13 protein-coding genes are annotated in these 13224 nt (G+C 40.5%); 8 read left to right on the forward strand and 5 right to left on the reverse strand.

The genetic code is table 11. The features are described from left to right. Position 1 precedes the first annotated feature (1 nt). Together MSKOL_RS17865 and artA are read right to left on the reverse strand one after the other, a co-directional pair. The gene (locus MSKOL_RS17865; protein ID WP_048123232.1) at positions 2 to 625 is read right to left on the reverse strand and encodes a phosphatidylserine decarboxylase; all 624 of its coding nucleotides are present in this window, start codon (positions 623 to 625) and stop codon (positions 2 to 4) included. Positions 626 to 630: 5 nt separating this feature from the next. Beyond that, the gene (artA, locus tag MSKOL_RS17870; RefSeq protein WP_048123234.1) at positions 631 to 1500 is read right to left on the reverse strand and encodes an archaeosortase A; all 870 of its coding nucleotides are present in this window, start codon (positions 1498 to 1500) and stop codon (positions 631 to 633) included. 630 nt (positions 1501 to 2130) lie between these two features. On the opposite strand from artA, the gene MSKOL_RS17875 reads away from it, so the two are divergent. The 5 genes from MSKOL_RS17875 (at position 2131) to MSKOL_RS17895 (ending at position 6424) form a co-directional block, all read left to right on the forward strand. Continuing rightward, positions 2131 to 2547, forward strand: a complete 417-nt coding sequence (locus MSKOL_RS17875) for an NUDIX hydrolase (RefSeq protein WP_048157980.1) — start codon at positions 2131 to 2133, stop codon at positions 2545 to 2547. Then, positions 2525 to 2839, forward strand: coding sequence for a transcription factor S (locus tag MSKOL_RS17880; protein ID WP_048108514.1), 315 nt, complete (start codon positions 2525 to 2527; stop codon positions 2837 to 2839). Before MSKOL_RS17875 ends, MSKOL_RS17880 begins: the two co-directional genes overlap by 23 nt. Positions 2840 to 3136: 297 nt before the next feature. Continuing rightward, positions 3137 to 3874: a DNA polymerase sliding clamp gene (locus tag MSKOL_RS17885; protein ID WP_048123238.1), complete on the forward strand. Its 738-nt coding sequence runs from the start codon at positions 3137 to 3139 to the stop codon at positions 3872 to 3874. A 1-nt stretch (position 3875) separates the two neighbouring features. Next, positions 3876 to 4964 carry a DNA primase regulatory subunit PriL gene (gene priL, locus MSKOL_RS17890; RefSeq protein WP_048157981.1) on the forward strand — a complete coding sequence of 363 codons (1089 nt, stop codon included), beginning with the start codon at positions 3876 to 3878 and terminating at the stop codon, positions 4962 to 4964. 296 nt (positions 4965 to 5260) lie between these two features. Beyond that, entirely contained in the window at positions 5261 to 6424 is a 1164-nt protein-coding gene (locus tag MSKOL_RS17895) for a Coenzyme F420 hydrogenase/dehydrogenase, beta subunit C-terminal domain (RefSeq protein ID WP_048157982.1), read from the forward strand. Between the two features lie 213 nt (positions 6425 to 6637). Here the strand turns inward: MSKOL_RS17895 and MSKOL_RS17900 are convergent, their stop codons facing one another. Next, on the reverse strand, positions 6638 to 7228 hold the full coding sequence (locus MSKOL_RS17900; RefSeq protein ID WP_048123245.1) for an OsmC family protein: 591 nt from the start codon (positions 7226 to 7228) through the stop codon (positions 6638 to 6640). Positions 7229 to 7989: 761 nt separating this feature from the next. Here MSKOL_RS17900 and gatC point away from each other — a divergent pair. The 3 genes from gatC to gatB are packed head-to-tail and all read left to right on the forward strand — an operon-like array spanning position 7990 to position 11199. Next, on the forward strand, positions 7990 to 8271 hold the full coding sequence (gene gatC, locus MSKOL_RS17905) for an Asp-tRNA(Asn)/Glu-tRNA(Gln) amidotransferase subunit GatC (RefSeq protein WP_048123248.1): 282 nt from the start codon (positions 7990 to 7992) through the stop codon (positions 8269 to 8271). 12 nt (positions 8272 to 8283) lie between these two features. Beyond that, the gene (gene gatA / locus MSKOL_RS17910; protein ID WP_048157983.1) at positions 8284 to 9711 is read left to right on the forward strand and encodes an Asp-tRNA(Asn)/Glu-tRNA(Gln) amidotransferase subunit GatA; all 1428 of its coding nucleotides are present in this window, start codon (positions 8284 to 8286) and stop codon (positions 9709 to 9711) included. Continuing rightward, a complete protein-coding gene (gene gatB, locus MSKOL_RS17915) occupies positions 9712 to 11199 on the forward strand; it encodes an Asp-tRNA(Asn)/Glu-tRNA(Gln) amidotransferase subunit GatB (protein ID WP_048157984.1) in 1488 nt (495 codons plus the stop codon). 189 nt (positions 11200 to 11388) lie between these two features. On the opposite strand, the gene MSKOL_RS17920 is transcribed toward gatB, so the two are convergent. Together MSKOL_RS17920 and MSKOL_RS21460 are read right to left on the reverse strand one after the other, a co-directional pair. Beyond that, a complete protein-coding gene (locus MSKOL_RS17920) occupies positions 11389 to 12189 on the reverse strand; it encodes a carbon-nitrogen hydrolase family protein (protein WP_048157985.1) in 801 nt (266 codons plus the stop codon). Positions 12190 to 12924: 735 nt separating this feature from the next. Further along, positions 12925 to 13059, reverse strand: coding sequence for a hypothetical protein (locus MSKOL_RS21460; RefSeq protein WP_255351950.1), 135 nt, complete (start codon positions 13057 to 13059; stop codon positions 12925 to 12927). Positions 13060 to 13224 lie beyond the last annotated feature (165 nt).

Genomic DNA, 13224 nt, shown 5'->3' on the forward strand with positions numbered 1-13224 from the left:
TTCAAAAGTCCCTATCATTTTTTATTGTTGCTATAATAGTCTTGCCTGCAAGTACCCGTTCCCCTTTCCGTACTGTAATTTCAAAATCATGAGGAATCGTTACATCAACCCTTGATCCGAAGCGAATCATTCCAATTCGCTGTCCCTGCTCGATCATATCATTTACTTGAGAATAAGAGACAATTCGCCTGGCAATAGTGCCTGCAATCTGCGTGACACTAACATCCCCATACTTGCTGTGAATAATAAACTCGTTTCTTTCGTTTCTTTCAGAGTCTTTCCAGTAAGCAGGAAGATATCCGCCTTTCTTGTAAGTGATTTCCCTGATAGTCCCCGAAATCGGAGCTCTATTTACATGTACATTCTGGAGAAACATGAAAATACAGATTTTCCGGCCTCGAATATCTATGACAGTTCCATCAGCCGGGGAAATCATATAAGTATCCGAAACTTCAACCTTTCTTTCTGGATCTCTAAAAAAAAGGACCATAAAGAAAGTCAGTGACATTGCTAAGTAAGCAGCGTGGTTTAAGTGGGAGCTGTTCATTGCCTTAGAGAGAATTGCAAATAATGCAGTAATAGACGCAGCTGTAAAAAGCCAGGGTTCCGAACCTTTTGCAAGCATTTCTCTTAATCCCCCTCGGACCTTAGCAGAAGAGATTTCAATTCATTAGAAAGAATGACCCAGAGGCCATCAATCATTCCGAACAGCTCGGGCAGAATCCGGAGTACTGCATATGAAATTACAAAGAGAGCAATGCCTGAACCCGCTTTTGCAATATAGTTATGCGCAATTATAAAACTATCAGCACCAAACCATTGCTCTCCATAAGCAACTACCACGAAAATGTCCCTGATAAGATTAAGGATATAGATCACGGGCACTGACACAATAAACGCCATAGCCAGTCGACTAAGGGGAGCTCTTACTGCACATATAAGCCCCATAAAGAGAGCAATACTTTCAATCGCCGTACAGGCGAGAATGATTTCCACTGTATACCCATTAAGTGATATCATATTCCAGGCTTTCATATACGCAGGAATGTCTAGATACTGAAGAACCCAGGTAACCTGAGAAGTAACCCCTCCTATAATCAAGGTATTCAGAGAGGCGAAATTCGCAAACGGGAAATAAACAAGAGCTCCGAGTGCACTGGCACTTGTAAGCATCGAGGTTATGTCAAGGGAATCAGCCTCACTCTGATCTGAAAATTTGGAGTGCAACACTTCTCTATTATTAATTATCTTTAGAGGACCTTTTCTGTACTCCAGAAACATGATATACGCTACAAGTAGACAAAACAGGGCTACTACTATTGTTAGGAGCACATTAGCATAGTCCATAATTTTGAGATAATGAAGAGGCTGATAACTCCAGTGGATGGAAAATACACCCCATCCAATCCCTCCAATAAGTTTACGAACCCTTGAAGTTCTGGGGATGACGGATGACGCAACCATTAACCCGACTGCGAGCCAGAGTATACTTTCTATCATTTTTCACGCACCTTTTTTGCCAGAGGTAAGGTTTAGTTTTGAATATTATTTATCTTGTTTCTGAAAGCTCAGAAAACCTCAGGCAAGTTATGAAATTTCCGGGAAGCGGCAAATAAACTTATCTAAATAATTGATAAATATTCATATAAGTTTCCAATAAGTCCAATTAGTTCATAATCGTTAGTATTTAGGAATTCAAAGCTTATGGATTTTACTTTTCGTATTGATCAGGAGATGCAGAATTATTACCTCTATCAAGATAACGATACCGAGTAATTGAGCCTGCAAATAAGATAATAGATTCCTATTATAGAAGAATAACGTTACAAATAGAACATTACCAACATGTTCTCGTTTGTATAAAAAATATAGAGATTGAAGAATTTCAGGAACAGGAAAACTTTTGTTTCGATAAAAGGGAAACATTTAAGAGAAACAACTACATAAGAGATTTTTCTGCTTGACAGGAACTTGACTTATAATGTCAAAATTGAAATAAGATGAAGAATTTCTACGTTATGCATAATAATAATATTATTTCATTCTGGCGTTCCTGCTGGAAAAGCTGATTCAGAAAGGGATTGGTGGCGGAAAAAGAGATCTCCCGGAAAGGAAATATGAAGGCGTTTTATGAAACCCAAAACTCCTAGTTTAACCGTTGATACCGTAATCCTCTTTAAAAACAAGCTTGTGCTTGTGAAGAGAAAAAATCCCCCATATCAGGGAAAATTTGCCCTTCCAGGAGGTTTCGTAGAAATCGGGGAAACTACAGAAAAAGCAGCAATTAGGGAAGCTTTTGAAGAAACAGGCCTTTCTGTAGAGCTTATCAAACTTGTAGGAGTCTACTCTGATCCTGACCGCGACCCCAGAGGACATACGGTTTCAGTATGTTACCTTGCAAAGGGATTTGGAGAGCTGAAATCCGGGTCTGATGCCGCTTCTGCCGATCTTTTTGAGCTTGAGTCCGTTCCTGAACTGGCTTTTGACCACAATAAAATTATAAATGATGCAAAAAGTGATATTAATGCAATTCTGCCCCAAATGTAAAAGTATGATGTTTCCTAAAAATGGGAATTTTGAGTGTAGAAAATGTGGAAACATAATACCTATAAAAAGTGATGAAAAAAGTTTTGTATCCAGAGCCAAGATAGATGATCACGAAATAGTGGTTCTGGAAGGTGAGCAGACTTCAGGCCTGCCGACAACAAGTGCAAAATGCCCAGAATGTGGGAACAATACTGCAGCCTGGTGGCTCAGACAACTGAGGTCTGCCGATGAATCCGAAACCCGCTTCTTCAAGTGTACGAAATGCGGATTTACCTGGAGAGAATACGACTGAGATTTAATTGCCCTTCTATTCCCCCTTGAAAAGTACATTTCCCGGAAAACTAGACCCATCAGGCTACAGCTTCCTTTCTGCTTTAAGCAGAGCCTGAAGCCGCCCTGTTTTCTGACCAAGATTTATATAGTTGCCGGGAGTTTGAATCTAATGGTTTTTCCGATTCCAGAACCCTGTTTGATCACATTTGGAGAATTAATTCTTCAGATGAGCTGGAATTTAGGAATCTGTAAAGAAATTTATATATCTCAAGGGTAATAAATAGTTTAGACTTAAATTTATTATTGGAGAAGAAATATGTTTAAGGCAGCAATTAATGCAGAGCTTCTGAAAGACGCGGTTGCCGCACTAGCTGTAATTGTAGATGAGGTCAGATTCAAGATAAACCCGGAAGGTATTTCGGTAAAAGCCGTTGATCCTGCCAACGTTGCAATGGGAATTTTCGAGCTTGGGTCATCTGCTTTCGACGAGTATAACGCTGATGAATGTGAAATCGGAGTTGATCTGAACAAGATTATGGACCTGCTGGGAATCGCAGATAAGAACGACACAGTCCGGATGGAACTTGAAGAAGGGAATCACAAACTTCTGATTGATGTCGGAGGACTGTCTTATACACTCTCTCTTCTCGATCCTTCTACAATTCGGGCAGAGCCAAGAGTTCCACAACTTGAATTGCCTGCTAAAGTCGTCCTTAACGGTACAGACCTCAGACGTGCTGTTAAAGCTGCCGAAAAAATAAGCGACCATATGCTCATGGGAGTTTCGGACGACACATTCTATATGGAAGCAAAAGGCGATACCGACAAGGTTCGTCTCGAGATGGGCAGGGATCAGCTAATCGACCTGAAGGCAGGAGAAGCATGTTCTCTTTTCTCTCTGGATTATCTGACCGATATAGTCAAACCCACGAATAAAATCAATGAAGTTACTCTTTCCCTTGGAAAAGACTTCCCAATACTCATAGATTTCGAAATTGCGAACGGTGCAGGAAGGATTTCGTACCTCCTGGCTCCAAGAATTGAGTCGGACTGAAATGGACGAGGAACATATCGCTCTTTACCCATTTGCTTCAGAAGTATCTGCTTATGTAGAAAGCCTTAGAGTCTCGCTAGAGAGTTTGCTTAATTCTCCAGCTTTTCGGAGATCTCGAGTTCGCGGGATGGAAAGAGTAATGCAATCCATCGAAGGAGAGATTGAAAAATCGCTCATAAAAGATGAAAGCTGGCTTCTTTCCGAAACTCTCTCTTATCCTTTTGCTCAAATTCTGGTCGCTTGCGTAGATGACCAGTTATTCACCAAACGATACGCACTAAAAGAAGCAGAAGCAGCCTCAAAATGGCTCGAAAAAGAAAGTACTGATTTTTTGCTTGAATTCGGGGAGGATTTTGGGATTCAAGCAGAAGCTGAAGAGTTACAGTTCAGTATGCATTTTGCAGATTATATACGCTTTTCTTCTTCGATAAGGGAACCAATATGGAAATTAACAAATCGGCAGCTTCGATCCGGAATGGTCGTAGTTACGAAAAAAGACTTTGTAAGACTCCTTCAAGAAGCGATCAAAGAAAGAATAGAAAAATCATTCCCCATTCCCAAAATCCCTTCTGAAGTATCAAGTTTCTGCGCCCCTTATGTTGCTGAAATAAAAGATAAGTTTGAGGTCCACAAGAAAAAATTCGGGACAACGGACTTTGGTGTAGTGGAACCCGAGCTCTTTCCCCCCTGTATATCCCATGCCCTTGCAAACGTACAGGGCGGAGTGAATCTTGCCCATTCTATGCGTTTTGCCATGACTTCCTTCCTGCTCAGCGTGGGAATGTCAGTGGATGAAATTCTTAACCTTTTCAATGTCTCTCCTGATTTTAACGCGGAATTAACCCTTTATCAGATAGAACATATTGCAGGCGCAACAGGAAACGTATACAAGCCTCCTGCATGTGACACTATGAGAACATATGGGAACTGCATAGGTAAAGACCGATTGTGTGAAAAAATCAGTCATCCTCTGGCATACTACGAGAAGAAAATATATCTGAGAAATAAAGAAAAAGAAATGGAAAAAGAGAAGGAAAAACAAGAAGAAAAAGGGAAGGGAAAGGAAATAGAAAAAGAGAAGAAAAAATAAGAAGAAAAGAGGAAGGAAATACAAAAAGAGAAGGAAAAACAAGAAGAAAAGAGGAAAGAAAGGAAAAAGGCATAAAATTAGAAATATTATTAGAAAGATTATTAGAAGTATTATTAAAAATATTATAATTATAAAAAGATTTATATTAATTATAGGCTATTTTTATTAATTATTGATTTGATTGGACAAGATCAATATTCTTTAAGGATAACATCAAATTCGTTTGGGAGTTACGCATTTGATTGCACTTATGGTATTTCCTGAAGTTTTCGTGTAACTTGCATCGGAGGCTTTCAATGCCGCTGGATCCTATTTGTAAAAAAATAATATCTGACAATACTGAGTATTTCTCAGATTATGGGGGAAAGAGCTATTATTTCTGCAGTCCCGAATGCAAACAGAAATTCGATGCTCTAGAAAAAAGTGTAATCCGGCTCAAACGGAATCTTAGTGAGAAAGAGAGGATTTCCTTTGGAAAATTAAAAAAGGACATTATAAAACCAGGAATATGTACTCTATGTGGAGCCTGCGCAGCAAGTTGCGAGTATATTACGATAGAGGACGGCGCACCAAAATTGGTAGGCCCCTGTAAAGCCTGTGGGGTCTGCTACTACCAGTGTCCGAGAACCATCACCACAGAAGAGGGACTTATAGGGAGCTTCCGCTTCGCATATGCAGCAAGATCTGCTATTCCCGAAATAAGGGGACAGGATGGAGGAGTTGTGACATCTCTGCTTTTGTATGCCCTTGATGAGGGTTTAATTGACTCTGCCGTGGTTACTACTCGCTCAAAGGAAGAGCCCTGGAAACCTGTACCAGTAGTTGCAAAGACAAGGGAAGAGGTCCTTGAGAGTAGCGGCAGCATCTATTCTCACTCAATGACGCTTGAAGCTCTTATGAGTGCAATTAAACAGGGGATGAACAGCATTGCGTTCGTAGGGACGAGCTGTAATATTGATGCAGTCACTAAAATGCAGAAAAGTTCCTATGGATTTCTACATCTCTTCATGAGAGCAAAGGTTCTCAAACTCGGGCTCTTTTGTATGGATACCTTCTCCTATGAAGGAATTAAGGCAGTACTGGAAAGTTATGGAATTACGCTGGAAAATGTAGATGCCATGAAAATTCGGAAAGGGAAGTTTGAGATTACTCTGAAGAACGGAAAACAACAAATCTTCGACCTCAGCGAATTTGATGAATACAGAAGCTCTTCCTGTCGTTTTTGTACGGACCTTACTGCCGAAAACTCAGATATATCTTTTGGCGGAGTTGGCAGCCCCAGAGGCTGGACTACAGTCCTTACCCGTTCAGCCCTGGGATACGAAATATTCAATGAAGCCGTAGACAACGGTTACATCGAAGCCCGACACCTTACCGACGACGAACTTGAAAGAGTACTCAACCTCGCCAAAATGAAGAAAGTCCAAATGTATGACCTCAACAGAAGGCAAAAAAAGTAAAGACCCTAAAAATATATTCGGCAGCCAGTAAAAACCTACCTCGTTAAACCCACGAAATCAAAGTTAAAAATCAGCTTATCTTGACCATAATTCAGCCCTCTTGAGCGAACGAAGTGAGCGAAAAGGGCACCGTCCTCCCGAGACGGGACTCGGGTGACGGAATGCGGACTGCAGTTCAGAGCCTTCAAAAGGAAAAAACTTTACTCAGCTGTTCTAATTAGCTTCAACTAACTCCTCAGGATGAAGAGACTCGGCTAAAGGTTCCTGATCTTCCTTCTTGAACACAATTTCAGGAATGATTGCTGTGGTCAAACAGTAATAACATGGACAACGCCGCTTTGTAATCTCATTAAATTTTTCAATTTCTTCCTTGTCCATTTCCGAATCAATTGTTATCTCGAATTTAATATGCTCATAGATAGGAATTACAGGTTCCTGGAAAAACCCAAAACTTGCACTCATGTCCATATCAGCTTTGACCTTTACTTTGAACTGATTGAGTTCTATACCCTCCATTGCAGTCCATTTGGCAAAAGTAGCTGCAAAACAGGATGCTATCCCATACAGACCATACTGTACGGGATTGGGGGCAGTCCCTCCACCTCCTAAAGCTATTGTTTCATCCGATTGAATTAAAAATTCTCCTCCTTTTTCGGTATTTATTTTTACGGAGAATTGAGGCCCTGTTTTGCCTATCTCCCAATTTCCTTCAAACTCAACTATTTTTTTGGTTTTTGAAAGATCATTTTCTGCTTTTTGAAGAGTCTCACCAAATTTATCAACATCTACTCTATTAACTATCAATTGTTCACCTCTTTTGACAGTATCTCAAATTTGCTGTAAATTTGAAGTCAAGTTTTTGCGTACTATGGAGAAAATTAATCTTCCGAGACGTAATTTTTTACACAGTAACTTTTTGATATTTGTGACTTTACAGAAAAATTGACACACTGCCCCTCTTTTCTAAGATAACTTTTATAAATACCAGAATTTTAAGATAATTTCAAGAGACTTTTAAAATAATTTAGAATAACGCCAACAAAATTTAGAATTATAATTTAGAATTATAAACATGTAGATCATTAATGCAAAAGTATACTTTCAGTTAATGTGGGAATAATCTGCATTGAACACGATAGAAAAAGTCAGAATCAAAGGCATTTAACATTAAAAGCACCTTAATTGTTATTATACTTCAATCCAATCTGGAAAAAGAAAAACACTGATAATTTTACGATAGTTCGATCTCAATTACTCCAGATACATGAGTTTCAGTTAAAAAAATGCCTCCTAGTTCTCACTGTTACTACCACTTTCAAATTTAATCTAAAGTATAAAGATTTATCGATATAATCACAAAAATTTAATATTGATTAAACATGAGAGACCATGAATGATGTTTAATAAATAAGATTTCTCAATTTTTACGAGAAGCTATGTTGAAAGCTTCCTCCTCCCCTGGTCTTTGAAAATACGAAGAATATATATTTATCACATAAACCTATTTGTATTATGCAGCAACCAACGGCATTTATTCGGAATTATTCTATTTTTGAGGGACTTTCATGATCACAAAAGAAGATGTAGAACATATCGGCTGGCTTGCTCGCATTGATATTAGCGAACAGGAAACAGTTGAATACATGGAAAAACTTAATTCAGTGCTGGGGTATTTCGGACAGCTTGACGAGTTGCCGACTGAAGATGTAGCTCCCACATACCACGTGGCTAAGATTTATAACGTGTTCAGGGATGATGTGGTGGAAGAATGTCTCCCGCAGGAAGTTGTTCTTGAAAACACCGAACACAAACAGGATGGAGCCTTCAGGGTTCCGAAGATAGGCTGAGGAGTGGTTTTAATGGCAAAATGGATGAGTGTTGCACAGGTAAAAGAGAAAATTGAGGAAAGCTCAGCCGAAGAAGTAACAGCTCAGTACCTCGAAGCTATAGGAAAGAGCAAAATTAATGGTTATATAACGGTCTCTGAAAAAGCTCTTGAGCAGGCGAAGAAAATTGATGTCGAGGGGCACGATGGCCCGCTTGCAGGCGTTCCAATTGCAATAAAAGATAATATTTCCGTAGTTGGACTGCCAAACAGTTGCGGTTCGAAAATTCTTGAGGACTATATCCCGCCATTCAATGCTCATGTTATTGAAAAGCTTCTCGCTGCAGGCGCAGTGATTCTAGGAAAGACCAACATGGATGAGTTTGCAATGGGTTCTTCTACTGAAACCAGCTACTTTGGGCCGACTGCAAACCCATGGGACCTTGAAAGAGTACCTGGTGGGTCTTCAGGTGGCAGTGCAGCAGCTGTTGCAGCAGGAGAAGCTCCTTTTGCCCTCGGTTCTGATACCGGAGGATCTGTACGCTGCCCTGCAGCTTTCTGTGGAGTTGTTGGACTTAAACCGACGTACGGAGCCGTGTCCAGATATGGAGTAGTGGCTTATGCAAACTCTCTTGAACAGGTCGGACCTCTTGCAAACAATGTGACAGACATTGCAGTGCTTATGGATGTTATAGCCGGCTATGACCGTAAGGATTCGACTTCAATTGACAGTAAAACCGAATATCAGAAAGCTCTTGTCGATGATGTAAAAGGACTTAAAATAGGGGTCCCGAAAGAGTTTTTCGGGGAAGGCATCCATCCAGATGTTGAAAAAGCTGTCTGGAATGCCATACACAAATGCGAAGATCTCGGGGCGTCCTGGGAAGAGGTTTCTATGCCTCATATAAAATATGCCCTTGCTTCATATTATATCATTGCAATGAGTGAAGCATCCTCAAACCTTGCAAGATTTGACGGAACACGCTACGGATATAGAGCAAGCGGAGAAAACTGGCATGCTATGGTTTCAAAAACAAGAGCTGAGGGTTTTGGGACAGAAGTGAAAAGAAGAATTCTCCTTGGAACCTATGCCCTTTCAGCAGGATATCACGACAAGTATTATTTAAAAGCCCTGAAGGTCAGAACTCTTGTGAAGCAGGACTTTGATAAGGCTCTCTCAAAAGTTAATGTGCTTATGGCTCCAACTATGCCAAACCCCGCTTTTAAGATAGGAGAAAAGATAGAAGATCCACTTACCCTTTATCTCTCGGATGTGAACACCTGCCCGATCAATCTTGCAGGCGTACCCTCACTTTCCGTGCCCTGCGGTTTCACTGACGGTCTTCCGATAGGGCTTCAGATAATGGGCAAGCCATTTGACGAGCCTGCTGTGCTGCGTACAGCATATACTTTCGAGCAAAATACTGATTATCACACAAAGAGACCTCCGGAGGTGGCATAAATGGTCTATGAAAATCCTGACGGAGTAAGAATCGGGCTTGAGATCCATATCCAGCTTAATAAACTTAAGACCAAGATGTTTTGCGGTTGCTCTACAGACTATCATAATGCAGCCCCAAACACTCACACCTGTCCAATCTGTCTGGGCCTTCCGGGAACACTTCCGGTTCTGAACAAAAAAACAGTTGAAGCCGCAATTAAAGTAGGGCTTGCCCTTGAAGGAGAGATTGCAGAAGAGACACAGTTCCACAGGAAGAACTATTTCTATCCTGATCTCCCCAAAGGTTTCCAGATTACGCAGTATGATTTTCCAATCGTAAGCAATGGAAAAGTCGTAATTGAAGGAGAAGACGGAGAACATACGGTAGGGATTACAAGAGCCCACATGGAAGAAGACCCAGGCAAACTTGTGCACATCGGAAGTATAGAGAAGTCAAAAGGTGTCCTTATCGATTATAACAGATCAGGTGTGCCTCTGATTGAGACTGTTACAGAACCTGATATGCGCAGCCCCAAAGAAGCTAGAAGGTTCCTTGATAAGTTCAGGAATATCCTTGAGTATCTGGATGTTTTTGACGGCAATCTTGAAGGAGCAATGCGTGTGGATGCAAACGTTTCAGTCCACTGGGGTACCCGTGTTGAGGTTAAGAACATCTCCTCGCATAAAGGAGTTGAAAAAGCTCTTCTCTATGAGATTATGCGACAGAAGAATGTAATCCGTCGTGGAGGAAAAATCTCACAGGAGACTCGCCACTTCGATGAAGGTAGAGGTGTAACGCTCTCAATGAGGACAAAAGAGGAAGCTGAAGACTATCGTTACTTCCGAGAACCTGACCTTATGCCTATGCGCATTACCGATTGGATCCCTGAAATTAAGGAAACTCTCCCTGAACTTCCGGATGCAAAACGTGCTCGTTTCATAGATCAGTACGGAATTACAGATATGCATGCAAAGTCTCTTACATCAAAGATTATGCTTGCTGACTTCTATGAAGGCGTCTGTGCAAAAGGAGTGGACTCGAAGATTGCAGCTACCTGGACGGCTGATGTCTTCCTTGGGGAATTAAATTACCGTGACCTTGTAATCTCTTCTTATGACGGGGAGAGAATAGGTTTTATCCATGCAAAAGACCCGGAGATAAAGAATTCTATCAAGGTTTCGGCTATGGTAGAACTGGTTAATATTTTTGCCGAAGGTAAAATCAGTGATCGGGCTGCCGTTGAAGTCATTCGAACTATGCTGGACACTGTGGAGGAAAAGACCCCGTCCCAGATTATCGAAGAAAAAGGCCTTTTCAAAGCTGAAGACAACCTGGTGACTAAAGCAATTGCCGAAGCAATCGCCGAAAACGAAGCTGCAGTACAGGACTATCTTGGAGGCACGGAGAAATCCCTGAACTTCCTTGTGGGACAGGTCATGAAAAAGACAAAAGGTACGGCAGACGCAAAAACTGCACGCGAACTGATAATTAAAGAACTGAAAGGGTAACCCTAAAGGGTTCACCTTTTTAGTACATTTTAACTTATCTTACGTTTCTTAATAAAGTATTCAGTTGATTTCATAACCTGAGCTCTTCTAATCCTCAGTCTAACCCTCATTCTAATCCTCATTCTAACCCTAATTCAGGATTTATTCTTCAAAATGGGTCTTCTAAATGTGTATTAACTCAATCCTGAATTAATAAATCTCAGGCCTCCGATCCTCTATGATGGAACCAGTTTGTCTGATCTCTTTTAACTCTTCGAGATCGATTTCCCCTATTAGAGCACACTCTTCCTTTCCGGCTTCTGCCAGAATCCGGCCCCATCCGTCGGCAATAAAAGATCTGCCTGGATAAGTTGAGAACCTATCATTTCCCGCTCTGTTACAGGCGATATGTAGCAGTTGGTTTTCAATTGCTCGAGAAAGGGACATAATGCGCCAGGGATATATATAAAAATCAGGCATGTCAGAAGCTGAAACCAGAAAATCCGCTCCTTCAAGGGCAAGTTTTCGGGAAACTTCCGGATACCGGATTTCATTACAGACCATAAGCCCCATGGAGAGATCATACTTTTTCAGCCGAATAGGATGTATATCTTCTCCAAGTGCAAAATATTCTTTTTCAAGACCATAAAGCTGGGTTTTTCGGTGGATGCCAGCTAGCTTTCCGGACTCAATGCAGAACCCCAGGTTGAACTGAGGAGGAATATTCATTTCATTACTGAATTCTGAGCCTACTCTCTGTTCTATCATCGACCCTGCAAGGATACAATCATATTCCTTTGAAAAATCACATAAGGCTCCAATGGTAGGACCGGAAGCAGTTTCAGCTAGCTCAGATATGTGGTCATAACAAAAACCGGTGGAGAAAACTTCCGGAAATGCAAGCAGTTCAGCTTCTTTCGAAACCGCTTCTTCTGCCAGGGAGAGGGCACGCTCAAGGTTTTCCTTTTTTGAACAAAGGGAGATATTCATCTGGATGCAGGCAACTTTCATGGTTTTCACTCTTTCCTTGCACGAATTATAAGTTATTTTACTTCATAAAGTTACTCCATTTCATAGTGTTAGATTGGAGGCGCGATAAAAGCTGAAAAAAATTTGAAAGACCACAAACAAGGTTTTACAGGCGAAGTACACCCCGGGAACATGTAAACTTCAAACTTATATGATTCTCCTAACAAGGAAACATTGCAAAAGAAAGATTGCAAAAGAGAGATTGCAAAAGAGAGATTGCTAAAGAGAGATTACTAAAGAGAGATTACTAAAGAGAGATTACTAAAGAGAAATCGATAAAAGGAGATAGTGAAAAACTTCAACCGGAAAGGACAGAAGAGAACAGGCAAATAGGATCTATCAGTAAATTATTCAATCCGTTTTTCTGGTCTCGTTGACTAGGAGTCCACGTTTTTTGAGTGAATTAGCTTATGGAGGAAATCAATATTATTTACAACTTCTCCAGCTTTTTATAGACTTGTGCAGGGATTGGAGGTTTCGCTGATTTATGGGAGTCACTTTTGTTTGGTTTTTAAAGGGTGTTCTTCTGAGGTTTTTTGAATTTTTACATTACTTAACAGATCGAGACTTTTGTAGAGTTACTGAGGGAATCGAAACTTTTTAAGGCATTATTACAGATTGTTTCCGAAAAGTTATTTGGCCTGTCCAAACATATGTCTTTTTCCGGTTTATTTCTGGGTTTATTTCTGGGTTTATTTCTGGGTTTATTTCTGGAATTCAGATTTTTGTTGACCGGACAACCCCAAGGCTTTCCATAATTTTCATTTCCGCTGGTGTGATAAACATTCCGTTACTTAACAAAAACCCATGCAAAACGGGTTTGGAAGAAGTCTTATGGGTTGCGTCTTTCATTTCTGAAACTCCATTTGTTTTGTGGTAGTCCGTGATTTGACACTTGAACTACGGAAATAAATTACCGTGTTATAGTATAAATAAATTTCCCTCAGACTGGATAAGTTAATTTAAAAAAGGTTTCACACTTTATGCAACTAACATATTTCCCAAATCTTTGAAGTA

The organism is Methanosarcina sp. Kolksee (assembly GCF_000969945.1).
In the GTDB taxonomy this organism is placed as follows: domain Archaea; phylum Halobacteriota; class Methanosarcinia; order Methanosarcinales; family Methanosarcinaceae; genus Methanosarcina; species Methanosarcina vacuolata.